This is a genomic window from Pseudomonas sp. NFX224, assembly GCF_048565165.1.
GTDB lineage: Bacteria > Pseudomonadota > Gammaproteobacteria > Pseudomonadales > Pseudomonadaceae > Aquipseudomonas.
Window position 1 is genome coordinate 5,887,458 of the sequence record NZ_CP183416.1, and the last position, 18,419, is coordinate 5,905,876.

General features: G+C 62.0%; 17 protein-coding genes. 1 reads left to right on the forward strand and 16 read right to left on the reverse strand.

Going from position 1 to position 18,419, the window contains the following annotated elements; genetic code table 11:
• Nucleotides 1–26 precede the first annotated feature (26 nt).
• The 8 genes from abaF to ACNYC6_RS27000 all read right to left on the reverse strand — a co-directional run bounded on the left by abaF (nt 27) and on the right by ACNYC6_RS27000 (nt 8,329).
• Entirely contained in the window at nt 27–1,424 is a 1,398-nt protein-coding gene (abaF, locus tag ACNYC6_RS26965; protein ID WP_419709957.1) for a fosfomycin efflux MFS transporter AbaF, read from the reverse strand.
• 73 nt (nt 1,425–1,497) lie between these two features.
• Nucleotides 1,498–2,415 carry a dihydrodipicolinate synthase family protein gene (locus ACNYC6_RS26970; protein ID WP_419709958.1) on the reverse strand — a complete coding sequence of 306 codons (918 nt, stop codon included), beginning with the start codon at nt 2,413–2,415 and terminating at the stop codon, nt 1,498–1,500.
• A gap of 109 nt (nt 2,416–2,524) precedes the next feature.
• Complete coding sequence (locus ACNYC6_RS26975) at nt 2,525–3,553, reverse strand: trans-3-hydroxy-L-proline dehydratase (protein WP_419709959.1); 1,029 nt, start codon at nt 3,551–3,553, stop codon at nt 2,525–2,527.
• 134 nt (nt 3,554–3,687) lie between these two features.
• Nucleotides 3,688–4,410, reverse strand: coding sequence for an amino acid ABC transporter ATP-binding protein (locus ACNYC6_RS26980; RefSeq protein ID WP_419709960.1), 723 nt, complete (start codon nt 4,408–4,410; stop codon nt 3,688–3,690).
• The gene (locus tag ACNYC6_RS26985) at nt 4,403–5,053 is read right to left on the reverse strand and encodes an amino acid ABC transporter permease (RefSeq protein WP_419709961.1); all 651 of its coding nucleotides are present in this window, start codon (nt 5,051–5,053) and stop codon (nt 4,403–4,405) included. Before ACNYC6_RS26985 ends, ACNYC6_RS26980 begins: the two co-directional genes overlap by 8 nt.
• 10 nt (nt 5,054–5,063) lie before the next feature.
• The gene (locus tag ACNYC6_RS26990) at nt 5,064–5,729 is read right to left on the reverse strand and encodes an amino acid ABC transporter permease (protein WP_419709962.1); all 666 of its coding nucleotides are present in this window, start codon (nt 5,727–5,729) and stop codon (nt 5,064–5,066) included.
• Nucleotides 5,722–7,500 carry an aconitase X gene (locus ACNYC6_RS26995; protein WP_419709963.1) on the reverse strand — a complete coding sequence of 593 codons (1,779 nt, stop codon included), beginning with the start codon at nt 7,498–7,500 and terminating at the stop codon, nt 5,722–5,724. The genes ACNYC6_RS26990 and ACNYC6_RS26995 overlap by 8 nt, the downstream gene beginning before the upstream one ends.
• 10 nt (nt 7,501–7,510) lie before the next feature.
• On the reverse strand, nt 7,511–8,329 hold the full coding sequence (locus ACNYC6_RS27000; RefSeq protein WP_419709964.1) for a transporter substrate-binding domain-containing protein: 819 nt from the start codon (nt 8,327–8,329) through the stop codon (nt 7,511–7,513).
• Nucleotides 8,330–9,522: 1,193 nt separating this feature from the next.
• Between ACNYC6_RS27000 and ACNYC6_RS27005 the strand changes: the two genes are divergently transcribed.
• Nucleotides 9,523–10,728, forward strand: a complete 1,206-nt coding sequence (locus ACNYC6_RS27005; RefSeq protein WP_419709226.1) for an ISL3 family transposase — start codon at nt 9,523–9,525, stop codon at nt 10,726–10,728.
• Between the two features lie 15 nt (nt 10,729–10,743).
• Here ACNYC6_RS27005 and ACNYC6_RS27010 read toward each other — a convergent pair whose 3' ends face one another.
• The 8 genes from ACNYC6_RS27010 to ACNYC6_RS27045 form a co-directional block, all read right to left on the reverse strand.
• Nucleotides 10,744–11,493 (reverse strand): helix-turn-helix domain-containing protein, encoded by a 750-nt coding sequence (locus ACNYC6_RS27010; RefSeq protein WP_419709965.1) that lies wholly within the window; start codon nt 11,491–11,493, stop codon nt 10,744–10,746.
• 74 nt (nt 11,494–11,567) lie between these two features.
• The gene (locus tag ACNYC6_RS27015; RefSeq protein ID WP_419709966.1) at nt 11,568–12,824 is read right to left on the reverse strand and encodes an FAD-dependent oxidoreductase; all 1,257 of its coding nucleotides are present in this window, start codon (nt 12,822–12,824) and stop codon (nt 11,568–11,570) included.
• Nucleotides 12,821–13,057 carry a (2Fe-2S)-binding protein gene (locus ACNYC6_RS27020; RefSeq protein WP_419709967.1) on the reverse strand — a complete coding sequence of 79 codons (237 nt, stop codon included), beginning with the start codon at nt 13,055–13,057 and terminating at the stop codon, nt 12,821–12,823. Before ACNYC6_RS27020 ends, ACNYC6_RS27015 begins: the two co-directional genes overlap by 4 nt.
• Nucleotides 13,050–14,165 carry an NAD(P)/FAD-dependent oxidoreductase gene (locus ACNYC6_RS27025; protein ID WP_419709968.1) on the reverse strand — a complete coding sequence of 372 codons (1,116 nt, stop codon included), beginning with the start codon at nt 14,163–14,165 and terminating at the stop codon, nt 13,050–13,052. The genes ACNYC6_RS27020 and ACNYC6_RS27025 overlap by 8 nt, the downstream gene beginning before the upstream one ends.
• Nucleotides 14,162–15,094, reverse strand: a complete 933-nt coding sequence (locus tag ACNYC6_RS27030; protein ID WP_419709969.1) for a 4-hydroxyproline epimerase — start codon at nt 15,092–15,094, stop codon at nt 14,162–14,164. The genes ACNYC6_RS27025 and ACNYC6_RS27030 overlap by 4 nt, the downstream gene beginning before the upstream one ends.
• A gap of 113 nt (nt 15,095–15,207) precedes the next feature.
• A complete protein-coding gene (locus tag ACNYC6_RS27035; protein WP_419709970.1) occupies nt 15,208–15,879 on the reverse strand; it encodes a GntR family transcriptional regulator in 672 nt (223 codons plus the stop codon).
• Between the two features lie 129 nt (nt 15,880–16,008).
• Nucleotides 16,009–17,274, reverse strand: a complete 1,266-nt coding sequence (locus tag ACNYC6_RS27040; protein ID WP_419709971.1) for an MFS transporter — start codon at nt 17,272–17,274, stop codon at nt 16,009–16,011.
• Nucleotides 17,275–17,294: 20 nt separating this feature from the next.
• Nucleotides 17,295–18,365, reverse strand: a complete 1,071-nt coding sequence (locus tag ACNYC6_RS27045; protein WP_419709972.1) for a sugar phosphate isomerase/epimerase family protein — start codon at nt 18,363–18,365, stop codon at nt 17,295–17,297.
• Nucleotides 18,366–18,419 lie beyond the last annotated feature (54 nt).

The following is an 18,419-nucleotide window of genomic DNA, read 5'->3' on the forward strand; positions in this document are numbered from 1 at the left end:
GAAACGAGCAAGCTTGCTCCTGCAGGTCATGGGTTCACGCCAGTGAGTCCCGGGGCGGCAGGTGAGGCGTTATCGTTGGCCGCCACCCGCGCCGCCGCTTCGGCATCCACCTGGCGCAACGACTTGCCACGGGTCTCGCGGGTCAGGCCGACGGCCACGATCGAGATCAGGGCGGCGCCAACCAGGTACCAGGCGATCGGTGTCGAGCTGTTGTACTTGTTGAGCAAAGTGATGGCGATCAGCGGTGCGAGGGAACCGGCGAAAATCGGCGCGACCTGGTAGCACAGCGACAATGCGGTGTAGCGCACGTGGGTCGGGAACAGCTCGGCCATCAGCGCCGAGTACGGCGCGTAGGTCATCGACTCGATGGCCAGGCCCAGGGTAATCGCGGCCATGATCAGCCAGTTGTTGCCGGTGTCCATCATCGGGAAGCCGATGAAGCCCCAGAACGCGGTGAGCACTGCGCCGGTCAGGTACACCGGTTTGCGCCCGACGATGTCGGACAGATAGCCCATCAACGGGATCAGGAAGAAGTGCAGCAGGTGCGCACCGAACATCAGCAGCAGAATCTGCGACGTGTCCTTGTGCACCACCAGTTTCAGGTAAGTGATCGAGAACGTGACCACGGTGTAGTAGAGGATGTTCTCGGCGAACCGCGCGCCAATCCCCACCAGCACCGCACGCCAGTGATGACGCAGCACTTCCACCACGCCCAGTTGTTGCTGGCGGGTCTGCGCCTGGCGTGCCTGGCTTTCCTTGAAGATCGGTGCGTCATCGACACTGGTGCGAATCCAGTAGCCGATCAGTACCACCACGGCCGAGAACCAGAATGCCACGCGCCAGCCCCAGGCGAGGAACTGCTCCTCGGACAGGTTCGACGACAACAGTAACAGGGCGACCGTGGCCACCAAATTACCGGCCGGTACGCCGGCTTGTGGCCAACTGGCCCAGAAACCGCGGCGATTGTCCGGGCAGTGCTCGGACACCAGCAAAATCGCGCCGCCCCATTCTCCGCCAAAGGCAAACCCCTGGATCAGCCGCAGCAGCACCAGCAATAGCGGCGCCGCATATCCGATCTGGTCGAAGCCGGGCAGGCAGCCCATCAGGAAGGTGGTGATGCCGACCACCACGAGGCTCAGTTGCAGCAGGCGCTTGCGGCCGAATTTGTCACCGTAGTGACCGAACACCAGGCCGCCCAGCGGGCGGGCCAGAAAGCCCACGGCGTAGAGGGCGAAGGCGGCGATGATGCCGTCGACCGGGCTGTCGGTCTGGCGAAAGAACAACTGGCCGAAGACCAGTGCCGAGGCGGTGCCGTAGAGAAAGAATTCATACCATTCGGCGACGGTGCCGGCCATGGCGGCGGCGACGACGCGTTTGAGTCCCGAGGGGGTGGTTGCGCTTGAACTGTGTTGAGGATTGGGCATGCTGGCGTTTCCTGTAGGGGCGCAAAAAAACAGGCAGCCGGGCCGGACCCGCAAGGGCCCGCCCGGCAATCACTCAGAGACCGACGTCCGGCAACTGCGGACGGTTGGCCAGGGCCTTGGCCATGATCTGCTCGACGAACAGGCGATCGGCATCCGGCAGGGCCAGGCGCGGTGGACGGGTCAGCGCGCTGCCGCGACCGGCGATGGCTTCACAGAGCTTGATGCACTGCACCAGGTCGGCGCGGGCGTCCAGGTGCAGGATCGGCATCAGCCATTCGTAGATCGGCATGGCTTCGGCAAAACGGCCGGCATTGGCCAGGCGGAAGATGGTTTCGCCTTCTTTCGGGAACACGTTGGACATGCCCGAGACCCAGCCTTCGGCACCCACGGCGATGCTTTCCAGCACCACGTCGTCGAGACCTGCGAACAGCACGAAACGGTCGCCGACTTCGTTGCGCACATCGATGAAGCGACGGGTGTCGCCGGAAGAGTCCTTGAAGCACACCACGTTGTCGCAATCAGCCAGGGAAATCAGGATGTCCGGGGTGACGTCGTTCTTATAGATGGGCGGGTTGTTGTAGACCATCAGCGGCACGTCGGCATTTTTCGCCACGTAGCGGTAGTGCTCGGCTGTCTCGAACGGCTTGGAGCCGTAGACCAGCGCCGGCATCAACATCACACCGTCCACGCCAACCTTGCGCACTGCGTTGGCCACCTTGGCCGCTTGCACGCTGGTGAACTCGGCCACGCCGCAGATCACCGGTACGCGGCCGCGCGAGGCATCGACTGCGACTTCGGTCACGGCGATTTTCTCTTCAGCGGTGAGCGAGGTGTTTTCACCCACCGAGCCGCACACCACCAGGCCCGAGACGCCATCGCGGATCACGTTGGAAATCACCTGATGGGTCTTGTCCAGGTTGATGGTGAAGTCGTCGTTGAATTGCGTGGTCACCGCAGGGAATACGCCACTCCAGTTAATGCGCTTGCTCATTTGTTATCTCCAGTTCGTCTAGTATTTCGTATACGATATTTAAAATGACAATGTTCGGCTAGTGCTTTTTTCGGTTTCAGGGGGTTATTTGTGCCCGTTGGTCCGGTGCTCAGGCGCCGGGCCAGGTGTCGGACAGGCGATAGCCTTGTGGCCATGGGTCGCTCGGGTCGAGCAGCAGCTGGTGGGTGCCGGTGATCCAGGCCCGGCCGGAAATGCACGGGTAAATGGCGGCGCGACCGGCCACTTCGGTCACTGAATCGATGCGGCAGTGGAATTCGGAACCGATGATCGAGCGCCCGACAAAGCGCTCCCCGACCTGCATCAAGCCTTTTGCGTGCAGCACGGCCATGCGCGCCGAACAACCGGTGCCGGTGGGGGAGCGGTCGATCTTGCCCGGCTGGATCACCACGGCGTTGGCGCCGGTGGCAATGCCGTTCTCATGGACGAGGGGCGCGGCAATCTGGCAGAAGGAAATGTGCGACCACTCGGGATTCAGCGGATGGACGAAGCCCAGTTGCTCGTTGGCGGCACGGGTGATTCTCAACCCGGTCGCCACCAGGTCGGCGGCCTCGTCGGGACGGATGGCAAAACCCAGGCCCTTCGCATCGGCAATCACGAAACTGTCGCCACCGTAGGCCGTATCGACCTTGAGCGAGCCGATGCCTTCGACTTCGATCCAGGCGTCGAGACGGTCGGCGAACGACGGCACGTTCTTGATTTCTACCCGCTCGACCTTGCCGTCGCGGCAGTCGGCCACGGCTTCGATCAAGCCTCCGGGCGCTTCCAGCACGAGGCGGGTTTGCGGCTCGGTCATCGGCAGGATGCCGCTGTCGAGCAGCACGGTGGCCACGCACAACGAGTTGGAGCCGGACATCGGCGGGGTGTCGGCCGGTTCCATGATGATCCAGGCCATCTGCGCCCGAGGGTCCTTGGCCGGCACCAGCAGGTTGACGTGACGGAACACGCCGCCACGGGGTTCGTTGAGGACGAAGTTGCGCAGGGTTTCGTCTTTGGCGATCCAGCGCGACTGTTCCCACACGGTGGCGCCGGGCGGCGGGGCGACACCACCGACGATCACGTCGCCGACTTCGCCTTCGGCGTGGCAGCTGACGACATGGATGACTTTTGATGAGCGCATGGTTTGCTCCTTGTGTTGTCTGTCAGGGCCCCATCGCCAGCAGGCTGGCTCCCACAGTGGTTTTGGGTTGATTGAAATTTCAAGAACAACCCATACCCCTGTGGGAGCCAGCCTGCTGGCGATGGGGCCATCGTTTATTTCACTGATTTGAGAAACGCCGCGGTCTCCGCATGAACCGGATTGCCAATCACCTGATCCGGCGAACCAATTTCATGCACCAACCCATTGCGGAAGAACGCCACGCGGTCGGACACGTCGCGGGCAAAGCGGATCTCGTGGGTCACCAGGACCATGGTCATGCCGTCTTCGGCGAGCATGCGCATGGTGTCCAGTACCTCGCCGACCAGTTGCGGATCGAGGGCCGAGGTGGCTTCGTCGAACAGCATGTAGTCCGGCGACATGGCCAGGGCGCGGGCGATGGCCATGCGTTGCTGCTGGCCGCCGGACAGTTTGCCGGGGAACGTCTTGAGCTTGTCGCCCAGGCCAACGTGGGTCAGTTGTTGTACCGCCAGTTCCTCGGCTTCGCGCTTGCTTTTGCCGAGCACTTTGCGCGGTGCGAGCATGACGTTTTCCAGTACCGTCAGATGGGGGAAGGCGTTCCATTGCTGGAACACGATGCCGATTTTCTGCCGCAGGCGATTGAGGTCGGTGGCGCTGTGATGGACTTCCACACCGTCAACGCGGATGTTGCCTTTCTGGATCGGTTCCAGGCCATTGATGCACATCAGCAGGGTCGACTTGCCGGAGCCGGAGCCGCCGATGATCGACACCACTTCGCCCTTGTTCACCGTCAGGTTGACGCCCTTGACCACTTCGAGGTTGCCGAAGGATTTGTGTACGTTGTCGATCTCAATCATTTTCTTGCCACCTTCTTTCCAGACGAGCGCCGAGGCGTGCGACCACCAGGCTCATGACGTAGTAGATAAGGCCCGCGATGCACAGCACCAGCAGCGGTTCCTGAATGCGCGTGACGATGGTTTGCGAGGCGCGCAGCAGTTCGACAATGCCGATCCACATCACCAGCGCGGTGTCTTTCATCACCCCGAGCACCAGGTTCAGCCAGCCGGGGAACGCCACCCGTGTGGCCATCGGCAGGACGATCCAGCGTAGGTCCTGGAAGAAGCTCAGCCCCAGCGAACGACTGGCCCGGCGCACGCTGAACGGCACCGCCAGCACACCGCCACGGACGATCTCGGTGAAGTACGCGGCGGTGTACACCCCCAGCACGATGCAGCCGACACTGAAGGCGCTGATGTTTAGGCCAACGATGCTCTTGAGCGAATTGAACAGCACGAACTGGATCAACAACGGCACGCTGCGAAACACATCCAGCACCCAGGCCAGCGGCAGGCTGGTGCGCGGCAGCAACGCTCGCAGCAGGCCGAACAGCAAACCGGCCAGGGAGCCGAGCATGATCGACCAGAAGGTCAGTTGCAGCGTGACCCACGCGCCGTCGAGCAGGAACAGCAGGTCATTCGAGGAAAAATCAGTGGAAAACATGCACAGCTCCTCAGTAACGGAACAACCGCCAGGCCATCAGCCGGGCTGCCGCGACGATCGCCTTGGCGATCAGGTAATACAGCACCGCAGCGAGGGCGAAGTACTCGAAGGTGCGGAACGTCTTGACGTTGTATTCCTGGGTCACGCCGGTCAGGTCATTGTTCAACCCGACGATCACCCCCAGCGAGGTCATCAGCACCGCCCAGACCATCTGGTTGGTCAGCGGGTAGAAGACGATGCGCAGCAGTTGCGGGACGATGATCATGCGGTAGGCCTGGAAGGCACTCATGCCCAGCGAACGCGCCGCGCGAACCTGCGTGTGAGGCACCGCCTTGAGGCCGCCGCGAAAGTTTTCCGCCAGGTAACCGGCATTGTTGAAGGTGATGCCCGCAAGCAGGGCGAACCATGAACTGACGTGCAGGCCCAACGAGCCGAGGCCGAAGTAGAGGATGTAGATCTGGAACAGCGACGGCGTGTTGCGCGCGATCGACACCCAGCCATTGCCGATACCGCGCAGCAGCGGGTGCTTGGCCTCGCGCATCACGGTCAGTGCGAGGGCGATCAGCACACCGAAGATCATCGACAGCGCGGCGGTTTCGAAGGTGACGAGGGCGCCGGCGAGCATGTCCGGCAGGGCGCGCAGGGCTGAGCGCCATTGGAAGCTGTAGTCAAACATGCGCGGGGCTCTCCAGTTGGACGGCAGGTTGAAGCCAGACCGGCAGACGGCCGCTGGCCGTGGCGGAGCAGGCGGCGTCGACGCATTCCTTGAGGCTGGCGAAGTGCACCTTGCGACCGACCAGGCCGGGTGCGTAGTGGGCGAACTTGCCCGAGTTGGTCATCAGGTTTTTTGCTGCCGGCGGAATAACCGGCTCGCCGAGCATGCACCAGCAGGTGTCGGTCACCAGTGTCGCGCCGAAGGCTTCGATCACGGCGATATGCCCCACGCTGTGGGCTTGCTCCAGCACCGCACGGCCGCAGGTGATGGCGAGTACCACGTGCGGATGTTTGTGGCGACCCAGGCACAGCGTTGCCAACTGTGCGAATTCACTGAGGGAGAAGTGCGGGTTACCCAGCGAGACCACATCCACCCGGTTGTTCCGGGCACTGTTGAGTTCGCGCCAGCTAAGCAATAAGTCTTCGAGGCGGATTTTCTCCACGGGGATGCAGGTGTCCGGTTCCAGTACCTGCAACGGATCGATGGCCTCCGGGGTGACGCCGGCGATATGGAACAGCGGTGCGGCGGAGGTCGTGGCGAAGGCCGCGCCAAAGGACTTGAGGTCATCAAGGCTTGGCGAGTATTGCTCCAGCCCGTACACCAGCGGAATCCGGCTGCCGGCCAGCGCACCGATGTGGTAACCCAGCAGCGGATAGAAGGCATCGTCCAGTGCACCGAGGGCAGGCAACTCGATCTGCAGCCGGGCCTTGCGCTGTGTATCCAGGTGGCAACCGATCAGTGGGGCGCGGCCGGTGAGGGCGATGCAGATGTCGAGGTAATCCGGATACTTCAGGGTCCGTGCACCGAGCACGCTGTTGGCGTAGACCACGGCGTTGGACTCGGCCCAGACGATCTGCTCTCCAGCCTTCGGCGCACTGTCGAGCAGGTACGGCGCGCAGGTAAAACTGAGCTGCGCGCCCATGGCCATGTAGGCATCGCCCAAGGCACTGGCCGGTTCGCCGAGCGCCGGATCGACACCCAGTTCCCGCCAGCGGCGCTGGTCCACGGAAATCGAATTGAGGGTGGTGGGCACACTGACGTTCGCCCCCCATTGCACCAGTTGTTCGGCAAAGCGCAGGCTCGCCGGGCCGGTGTAGATGCAGCCATCGATGTGCGCCTGGGTGACATCGACCAGATTGCGCGCACCCTGCAGTTCGGCCATGCGCAGGACAATCTGCATGGCCATTTGCGCGGCCTTGCCATGTCGGCCGTCGAGCAGCGCCCGATCGTGCTCGGTGAGTTCGATCGAGGCGCTGGCGACGGTGTCGGGCAAAGGATTGTCGAGTGGTTGCCAGGCATCGTCGGGCAACTGTTTGAACAAACTCAGCGCTGCATTTTCAACCCGTGCGAAGGCCTGGCCACGCAAGGCGGCAAAGGCCTCCCGACCGATGCAGAGTACCGGCAGGGAACGTTGAAAAATGGTTTGCGCCACCAGCACGCCCAGGGTCAGAATCTCGTCGGGTTCGACCAGCACCAGAGCCGCCGGTGCATGCCCGTTGCTGATCAACTCCATCAACACGCTGCTGCCGGTGCACGAGCCGCGACCGCTGGGAATGGCCAGCACCCGGCCGGACAGATATTCACCGCTGAGGGGATGGTGGCGATCGATGACCTCGCCGGTGCCGGGCTCGACCCCGCCCCAGAAACTCAGCCCGACATCGGCGAACAGCAGGGGGCCTTGCGCGGCGCCCCCGACCAGGCTGCGACCGCTCAGAGAAATGGACCTGGGCATGCCGGACACCTTAGTAGTAGACCTGTGGCACGGTCAGGTTGGCTGGCTGGATATCGGTGCCGACCCATTTGACGAACAGCTCGTTGTAACGCCCGGTGCGCACCTGCTGGTTGACGAACAGATTGAGGTAGTTGAGCAGGCCGTACTCGTTGCGCTTGGCGCCCAGCGACACGTAGTCGATGACATACGGAGCGTTGCCGGCGACTTTCAGGTTTTTGTACTTGCCCGACTTGAGGGTGGCGGCGGCCACGGTGTTGGTGACGACGGTGGCGTCGATATGGCCCTGGGCGACTGCCAGCAGGGTGTCGTTCTGCGATTGATAGGCGCGGAAGCTGCCGGTGCCCCAGTTCTTCACGTCTTTTTCCAGGGCAATGGCCTCATAGGTGCCGCTGGTGTTGCCCACCGGTTTGCCCTTGAGGTCATCGAAGTTGTTGATGCCGGTGTTGTCGCGGGTCAGCACCACCATCTGGAAGGCGAAGTAGGGCACGGTGAGGCCGACGGTCTTGGCCCGTTCGAGGGTGTCGGAGGTGGAGGCGACAATCACATCGGCGCGCCCGGAGACCAGCGCCGGAATGCGGTCCGGGAACGGCGTTTCCACGACTTCGGCTTCGACGCCGAGGATCTTTGCCAGGTCATGGCAGTAGTCCACGTCGAACCCGGCCGGGCTGTTGCTGCCATCGCGAAAACCCATGGGCGGGAAGTCGAGGGTCACGGCGCAGCGCAGTTTGCCGGAACCGATGATGTCGTCGAGTTTGTCGGCTTGGGCGGTGGCGATGAAGGAGGTGCTTAGAACAGCGCTGAGGGCTACGGCAAATGCTGGGTTTTTCATAGATGCCTCGTTGGTGGGTGGCTGTTGGATATTGTATTGAGGATTTCGTATACGATATTAACTGTAGCAAGCAGTGTGCCTGTTTCCAGTTTTTTTGAAGATTTAGGAGGTGGGGCCTGAGTTAGAGGTACTGGGGTTGGGGATCGTCGTATTCGGCGGTGTTGCAGCTATTACGGTGGTGTTACATATAGGAGCATTTGATGTGTGGGCGCGCCTTTTCGGAACACCGGGGACATATCCGTTTCTTCGGTAACGGCGGCTTATGGTTTCGCCCTTACGGCGAGTCACTTTTTTTACAAGCGCCTAAAAAAAGTAACCAAAAAAACGCTCGCCCCGAGCGTCCGGCCCCTCGCTGAGGCTCGGCGTTCCTTCGCTCCGGCATTCATCCGGGGACACTGCCCTCCGGTCTGCTTCGCGACGACCTACATGCAGCGTGTTCGACTGCGTCGAACGGCGCTGCGCGCCACTCCCCGGATGAACGCCTCCACTCAGCCTCCCGAAGGGGCGGGTAGATCAAAAACAACCGAGGCGGTCTACCGGCCGGCCTGTTTGTTTGGTTCGTACGCATTTCAAACTGTGGGAGCCAGCCTGCTGGCGATGGCGGCCTGACAGCCGACCTGATGTCGTGGCTATACAGCGCCCAATGTAGGAGTTGCCGCAGGCTGCGATCTTTTGATCTCGCTTGTAAAAAACAAAATCAAAAGATCGCAGCCTCGTTGCACTCGACAGCTCCTACAGAGAAACGCGCACGAACCAAACAAACAGGCCGGCCGGTAGGCCGCCTCGCTTTTGCTTTTGATCTTTTGCCCCTTCGGCAGGCCGAGCGTAGGTGTTCATCAGGGGGTTAGGCGCGTAGCGCCGTGCGGCGAAGCCGCACACATCGAGAGGAGGTCGTCGCGAAGCAGACCGTAGGCGATGCCCCCTGATGGACACCGTAGCGAGGGAACACCGAGCCCCAGCGAGGTGCCGTACGCCGGGGCAAAGCCTTTTGGTTCCTTTTTGGCGTTTGAAAAAGGGACTCGCTGTAAGAGCGAAACCGCCAGCCGCCGTTACCGCAGCAACGGATATGTACCCCGACCAAAACCCCCCAAAAAAAAGGTTCTCCACGGAATCCCGGGAAACACAGAAACAAGAACGCCGATTTGATTGATGATGTTCGTGCGAGCAAACACATCTAACAAACCGGCGTTCTTATGCGCGATATTAATACTTTCCTTCCGTTTTGGGAGGGCTTTTCTGTCGTCACGATCAAGCCTGAGGGTGATGCCCTACGGATCGAACTGACTCCTCACGCCACCCGATTTCCTTCCTGTGGCGGCTGCCAAAAGCCTTGTTCAACCACTCATGAGTATTGCGAGCGAACCGTTCGCGATTTGCCCATTCTCGGCCGCGCGGTACGCCTCAGCGTGCTGCTCAGGCGCGTTGGCTGCCGCGACTGTGGCAAACGCATGGAGGCCGTGAGTTGGCTGGATCGCTATGCGCGCATGACACGCCGCTTGGCTGATGCGGTTATTCAGGCCAGCGAACGCCTTCCCACCCTGCACGTGGCCCAGATGTTTGGGCTGCATTGGGACACCGTGCGGTTGCTGGAGCGTCGGGCCTTGCAAGCGGCATTGAGCGAGTTGCCGACGGCTCAACCACGACGCCTGGTGATGGATGAATTCGCGCTGTTTAAAGGGCATCGCTACGCCAGTGTTGTGTTGGATGCCGATACGCGACGAGTGCTATGGATCGGCGAAGGTCGCAGCCGGGCGGCAGTTCGGCCCTTTTTCGAAGAGCTTGGGCCAGAGGGATGTGCTCGAATCGAAGCGGTGGCAATGGACATGAACACTGCGTTTGACCTGGAGGTTCGTCAGCACTGCCCGAAAGCGCGTGTGGTCTACGACCTCTTTCATGTGGTGGCCAAATATGGCCGAGAGGTCATTGACCGGGTCCGCGTCGACGAAGCTAACCGATTGCGTCATGACAAGCCGGCTCGCAAGGTCATCAAGCAGGCGCGATGGCTATTGCTGCGCAATCCACAGAATCTGAAAACGCCGGAACAGCAGGTTCGCTTGCAAGATTTGTTGGCGGCCAACCAATCGCTGATGACGGTGTATTTGATGAAGGCTGAGCTCAAAACACTCTGGACACCGAGTGCTGCCTGGGCTTGGCGATCGGCCTGGAAGCAATGGCTGCGCCATGCTCATGAAAGCGAACTACCGGCACTGATCCAGTTCGCCAATCGGCTGAAGGCTTACTGGCGAGGCATCGTCAGTCGGGTTCGCTGGCCGATGCACACAGGGCAGTTGGAAGGTATAAACAATCGAATAAAGGTCATCAAACGGATGGCGTACGGTTACCGGGATAGCGAATTCTTTTTCATGAAGATCAAGAGCGTCTTTCCCGGTAATCCGTGAAGAACCAAAAAAAACCTACCCCCGATTCCCCCGATACTCACTCGGCGAAACACTGGTCAACGCCCGAAACTGCCGGCTGAACGCACTATGGTCGGTATACCCACAGAGCAAAGCAATCTCGGTAATCGGCAAATCGCTATGCAACAACAACCGCGATCCCTCTTCGAGCCGCGCCTTGTGAATCATCTGCCGCGGCGTGAGCTGAAACACCCGCTTGCAGTGCCGCTCCAGTTGCGCCACGGAATACCCGGCAATCGCTGTCAGTTCGGCGAGGCTGATGGGACGGGCAAAGTGACGGCGAATATGCGCATCCACCGCCGCCAGTTTCTGAAACGCCGGATGATTCGACTGCGGTGATTGCAGGTCACGGGAGATACCGGCCAGACCAACGATCCGGCCTTGTTCATCGTGCAGGGCGAGTTTGTGGGTCAGGCACCAGATCGGCTGATTGCCGTAATACAGGTGCAGTTCCAGTTGATCGGCCAGTTCCCGGCCGCTGGCCAGCACGCGTCGGTCCTGCTCGGTGTACAGCGGGCCGAAACGTTCCGGGAAGACCATTTCGGCGGTGCGCCCGAGCAGCTCGGCACTCTGTTTGAAACCGCAGCGCCGGGCCAGGGTCTGGTTGACGAAGGCGTAGCGGGCATCAACGTCCTTGATAAAAAACACCACGTCCGACAGGGTATCGAGCAGCGGCGCAATCGGTTGCAGACTGCTTAGCAGCGTCGGCAAATCGCATGGCTTAAAAGAAGTGAGCGAGGGATACATGGCGCCGCAGGTCTGAGGGGGACCCTCGGGATCATAGTGACTTGGCTGCATCGCCGAAACCCCCGCCGCGCGCGTCACGCTGGCGGGGTGTCGTCGAGGCTCATCAAGGTTTCGATTCGCGCCGGGCTGTACGGTGGGCGCGGTGTCGAGGGTTGCCAGCCGAACAGGTGCTGCGTCGCACCACCACACACGCGCCCCTGACAGGCGCCCATGCCACAGCGGCTGGCGAGCTTGGCTTCGCGCCAGTCGGCATGGCTGGCCAGTGCCGCGTAAGGCACATCTTCGCAACGGCAGACCAGGGTATCGGGGCGGGCCAGGGACTTGAGTCGCGGGTCGAGGGCGAACGCCTGATTCAATACCCTGGCGAAACCCTGCCAACGTGCCCGTTGCGGCCACCACCGACGAGCGGCTTGCAGATCGCCGACCGCCGCGTGTCCGGCAATGGTGCCTTCCACGAGGGCCAGTTCACTGCCGCCGAACCCAGTGCATTCGCCAGCGGCAAAGTGATCGGCGCGGCTGCTGGCCTGCCAGGCATCCACCGCCAGCGCCTGCTTTTCGACGGCACAACCCAGCGCCTGACCCAACTGCGTATTGGGGATCAGGCCGAAACCGCAGGCCAGGCGATCACATTCCAGTTCGACGATCTTGCCGTTGTGTTGCAGGCGCACGCCTTCCAGTCGGTCGCTGCCGAAGGCAGCCAGCACGTGGCTATCAGTGCGGTAGTGGCGGTCGAACAGGCTGAACGATTGCAACCATTTGCCGGGCCAGCGCGGCAGTTGTGCGGCGAAACCGGCGACGGCCGAGAGGGATGCCTGTTCGGCGATACGCATGACCTTGGCACCGTGTTTTTTCGCGGTGGCGGCGCTGGCGAGCAGCAGTGGTCCGCTGCCGGCGATGACCACGCGCTCATTCTGCACCGGCAGCCCGGCCTTGATCAGCGCCTGCAATCCACCGGCCCCGGTCACGCCGGGCTGGGTCCAGCCAGGGAAGGGCAGCAGCAATTCGCGGGCACCGGTGCACAGGATCAGTTTGTCGTAGCGGATCAGCCAACCGTGTTCATCGTCTTCGACCAGCAATTGTTTTGGCGCAGGGTTGGCGATCACCCGGGTGCCGGGATGGTGGTGGATGTTGCTGTACGAGGCCAGACGTTCGCGCAGCCGTCGTGCCTGATCGGGCACGTTCGCTTGCGGACCGTCTCGCCAGATTTGCCCGCCCGGCAGCGGGTTGTCGTCGAGCAAGACGATGCGTGCACCGCTGGGAGCGGCGGCGACAGCTGCCGCCATGCCGGCGGGGCCGGCACCGATGATCAGCAGATCGGCGTATTGATTCATCGGCGGGTCTCCACGTGCATGCCGTCACGGCAGAGGGTCTGGCAGGCCAGCCGTCGGCGGCCATCGATGGTCACCCGGCATTCCTGGCAGATGCCCATTCCGCACAGGGGTGCACGGCGCTGGCCACTCACCGAGGTGCGGCTGCAGCCGTCGCTGCCCAGGGTCAGGGCGGCGGCGACGCTGGTGCCCTCGGCGACTTTCAGGGCGTGACCGTCCAGGAACAATTCAGGCATGGGCGGGTTCTCCGAGGAAACGCTGGGGCAGATAAGGTTGTGCAGCCAGTGGCGGGGTTTCGTTGAACAGTTGGGCGACCAACAGGTCGGCGGTGCCGGGCGCGGTGGTCACGCCCAGTCCTTCGTGACCGACCGCCAGCCACAAGCCCTGGCGTTGCGGATGCTGGCCCACCAGCGGCAGGCCATCGGGGCTGGCGGCGCGAAAGCCGGTCCAGGCACGGATGCCGTTGAGCCGGCTCAATCCCGGCATGTAACGGGCGGCGCGCTTGAGCATTTTGGCGAGCATCCAGCCTTCGACCTGCGGGTCGGTGGTGCCGAATTGCCGCGAGGCGCCGATGAACAATTGCCCTGTGGGGCGTGGCTGGATATTGCAGGCTGTGGACGGTCCGGTGGCATTGTGGGCGCTGGTGACATAACCCAATTCCACCAGTGTATGGGTGACGGTGCCGGGGTAGCGGTCGGTGATCAGCAAGTGGCCTTTCTTCGGCTCGATGGGTAGTTCCGGGCATAACTCGTTGGCCTGGATGCCGTTGGCCAGCACCACGGCGGCGGCGCTCAGCCAGTGGCCGTCATCGAGACGCACGCGGTTGCCGTCGACTTCGCAAACCCGTGCCCGGCGCTGGCGGATGTTCGGCGTCTCGAGCATCCAGTTGGCCGTCGCCGGGGCGTACAGAATGCCGTCACCGTTGATCAGCAGGCCGCCCTCCAGACCCTCACACAACTCCGGTTCGCGCTCGCGCAGGGCATGGGCGCCAATCAGTTCGCAGGCCACACCCTGGGCTTGCAGGTTGAGGTATTTGCTCTGCGCCACGGCCATTTCCTCGGCGTTGGCCGCCAGCCACAGCGTGCCGTTGCAGCGATAGGCACAGGCATCGGGCAAGTCCGCAGACTGTTCGCGCCAACGTTGCAATGAATATTGACTGAGGGCCAGTTCCGCCGGGTTGTCGTCGAGCACCAGCAGATGACCCATGCCCGCTGCCGTCGCGCCGTGCAGGCCGGCGTCCAGCACCAATACCTGCAAACCGCGTCGAGCCAGGGCCTGGGCGCAGGCAGCGCCAATGATGCCGGCGCCGATCACGATCACATCGGCCACCTGGCCCTGGTTCACGGGCGGATGCCCCAGGCGAAAGGATCGTCCTGTTCGATAATCAGGCTGGCTTCGGCGCTGATATGGGCACGGCCGCGAATGGTTGGCACAATGCGCTCGCCCTGCCATTCGAAAGAGCCTTCGAACTCGCTGCCGATGACGCTGGCCTGGCGCCAGATCTGCCCCGGTTGCAGTTTGTCGTCCGCCGCCAGGCACGCCAGTTTGGCGCTGGTGCCAGTGCCGCAGGGCGAGCGGTCATAGGCCTTGCCGGGGCACAAAACAAAGTTGCGGCTGTCGGCGTGATCGTCATCGGAGAACAGCTCGACATGGTCGATCAGGCCGTCGTCTTCACCGCGAATACCCTGGACTTCCAGCGCTTGCTGCACGGCGTAGGTGTAGGCGGTCAGAGCGTCAAGATTGTCACCGGCGACCCGCAGGCCATGGTCGGCGATCAGGAAAAACCAGTTGCCGCCCCAGGCGATATCGCCGCTGACCTGGCCGATTCCCGGCACCTGCAATTGCAGCGCCTTGCGATAACGGTAGGCCGGCACATTGCGCACGCTCACCGAGTGGTCGTCGTGCAGAGTGGCCTGCACCGTGCCGACCGGCGTCTCGATGCTGTGCACGCCGGGCCCGATCTTGCCCAGGTGCGCCAACGACGCCACCAGGCCGATGGTGCCGTGGCCGCACATGCCCAGATAACCGCTGTTGTTGAAGAAAATCACACCGGCGCAGGCATTGGGGTCCACGGGTGTGCAGAGCAGGGCCCCCACCAGCACGTCGCTGCCCCGTGGCTCCAGCACGCAGGCGGCGCGCCATTGATCATGCTGCTGCGCGAGGATCTTGCGTCGTTCGGCCATGCTGCCGTCACCCAGATCGGGAAAACCGGCGGTCACCAGGCGGGTCGGTTCGCCGCCGGTGTGAGAGTCGATCACGGAGATGCGTTTCATCGGAGGGCCACGTCCATTCGGTTGAGTGAACGCAAGAGTGGCCCGGATGGCGAGATGTCGGCTTGATGGATTTAACCTGCACCGATGACGAAATCGGCACAGTAGACGTTGCGTCAGTGGGCGTGGGGCAGGTGTTCGAACAGCGTCTTGCACACCCCGGCAATGTGCTCGTCCAGCAGCGTCACCGCCCGGTCGACATCCCCGGCGCGACAGGCCTTGATGATCTCGCGGTGTTCGTGATCGGCGCGTTCCTTGCCGGCCGACAGGCTCATCTGCATGCGCAGGTAACGCTCCAGCTTGTCGTTGACCGAACGGATCAGGCTCACCAAAAACGGCCGTTGCGCCGGCTCATAGAGGCAGGCGTGCAGCTCCCAGTTGAGTTCGGCCCAGCGCCCAACGTCGTCTTCGCCGATGAACTCCTCGCAGATGCGCTCTGCACGGGCGAAGGTTTCTTCGGTCATGTTGGGGATGGCCAGCCGCAGGATCTTGTCCTCCAGCAACATGCGCACCTCGAACATCTGCGCCAGCTCCGCATCGGACACCCGCGTGACCATCGCTCCGCGGTTGCGCTGGAACATCACCAGGCCTTCGGCTTCCAGACGCTTGAGCGCTTCACGCACGGGGATCTTGCTGACGTTGAACTGGCGGGCGATTTCGTCCTGGCGGATCGGCTCGTCCTCGGCAAAATGCCCGGCGACGATCGCGTCCCGCAGATGGCGGGTGATGATTTCCGACGTTGAAGGGGTGTTGCCAAGGTCGGGGGCGTTGAGTTTGGTCAGGTTCACGGCGGCGATCGTTCGGAGTGGGATAGCGCTAGGGTATACGAAATTCTTTCGCCGATCTTCTCCGGCCTCAGGCCAACGGTCAGTACACGAAACCTGTGGGAGCAAGCGCGCTCCCACAAGTAATGATGATCAGGCTTGTGCGGCCCCCACTGCGCCATTTGCCGTGGATTTACTGCGCACGGTCTGATACAGCACGCTGGACACCAGGAACCCGAGAATCGCGAGCACACTCATCAGACTGAAGACGTAGTTGTAACCCTGCTGACCGGGGAAATGATCGAGGATCGCACCGTAGATCACATAGGCGAACATGCCCGGCGCATAACCGATCAGGCAGCCAATGCCGAACGCCGAGCCGGTGATGTGTGGCGCGATGCCGACTTCGCCCATCGGCGCCCAGAACACACCGCGCATTGAAAACACGATCAGCGCGAAGGACAGGGTGGCGGCCATGCCGGCGTAGATGAAACCGGGGCTTTTCGGGATCAGCATGATCACGCCCATCAGCGGTAACAGCGCCAGGAACGCCCACTTCAGGTAGCGGCTGGTGCTCTTGAACTGTTTGTCGGCAATGAAACCACCGGCAGGGCCGCCGAGAATCTTCAGGAAGTATTGGTTGATGATGCCGTAGGCACCCACCAGCGCCACGGGCAAACCGTACATTTCCTTGAGGTAGGGAATGAAGTAGGTCAGGCCGCAATACACGATGTAGACCATGAACACGTTGAGGCTGACCAGCCAGATCCCCGGTACCTTGATGGCTTCGAGCAGGTTCGACAAACCGTTCTTCGGCTTGGAAATCGACGGCGTGTTGCCGCCCTTGAGCAGGAACCAGGTCAGGGTGCCGGCGAGAATGTCGATCACCGAGTAAAACAGGATCGCCGATTTCAGACCGGACTCGCCGGAGCCCATGGCGACGAAAACACCCAGTGCGCAAAAGGCCACCAGCGTATCGATGACGCCACGTCCGCCTTCCAGCAAGCCGAACAGGCGACCTTGCTCCTGATCATTGCCCAGGTTGCGGATGGCCTTGAGCAGCGAAGGCCAAAAGATGCAATCGGCACACACCGCCAGCAGGCTGAACACGATCAGCAAGTTGCTGAACGGCGGAAAGGTTGCCAGATAGAGGCCCAGGCAACCGGTGCCGAGCAGGCCGACAGGGATCAGTTTGCGGGTGTCGAAACGGTCCGCGAGCAAGCCGCCGACAACAAACAACGCGGTGGCGATGATGGCGTTGGCGCTCAGCAGCACGCCGATTTCAGTGTGGCTCAAGCCCATGAATTCCTGCATGGGCACATAGAAGGCGTCCTTGAGGTTCGCCAGTTTGTAGATGGTGCCGCCACCGAGAATAAGGATCAGGAATCTGAGCCATTTGGCCTTGTTTTGGATTGTCATTGTTGTTCTCCACGTCAGGTTCAGGCGTTGCTGCGGTTGTCCAGGGCCAGTTCGGCGAGGGTGCGAAACTCCGCCAGCACGCCGCGGACATAGGCGACCTGGTTGTTCGCCCAGCGGTGTTCATCGGCCAGCATGCGTTCCAGCGAGTAGCCGACCGGAAGTGGCGTGTCGCTCATTTCCCGGTAGGCAATGAACGGGTCGGCCGCTTCGTCGGTCTGGCGGAACGCCGGCGCCACGTAGTGGTTTTCCTGCTCAAGAATGAAGGCGATCACTTGCGGGGTGGACTCACCCAGCATCAGCAATTCGAACAACATACGGGCGTTGGGCAGGTCATCTTCATCACTGCCTTGCAGCACCCCGTAGTGACCGAAACCGTTTTGCTCGGGAACCACGCGCACGCCTTTGAGGTGGGTCTGGCGGATGTGCGGCGCCAGTGTTTGCAGGGCTTGCAGCGGTTCTTCGCAGGCATTGATCATGTTGCCGAAGTCAAATAAGGCGTGCAGACGCGGGTGGTCGAGGCGGTTCAACAGCTCGGCGATTTCCGCGCTCTTGAGTTCTTCATGCTGTTCGAAGTCGAAGTACAGGTCGTGTTCGTCCGCCTGCTGCGCGAGGTAGTGCAGGTCGGTTTCGATGATGTCCATGACCCGCGACAGCGTGCCTTCGTAGCGCGAGTAAACGCGGATGTTGCGCACACCCAGCGCCCGCGCAATGGCGATCACTTGATCGACATCGTTTTTGCGCGTGCTGCTGATCTCCAGATGCACGTCCAGCTGCAGCGCCTTGGCCTTGGCGGCAAACGCCTGTAGCTGTTCGGGTGTCATTTGGCTGAGACTGTTTTCCTCACCGTCGAGCAAATGCAGGCTCAAGCCTTGCAGTTCGTGGCGATAAGCAAAATCCAGCATGTCGGCGGGCGTGACACGGCCATGGGTCAGGTTGGTCAGCAGGGGATAGGCGTGGGCAAACAAGCGCAACTGCTTGAGGCGCTCGAGCAGTTGCCGGGCCAGTGCTTGCGTCAGCACTGGGGGCGCGTCGGCCCCGGTCGCCTTGTGGCTGAGCAAGGCGTTGAATCGTTCCTGGATCTTATTGTTCATTCGAGTGATTCCTGGTTCAGACGCCGGGTCTCCCGGCGCAGCCTTTATCGCGCC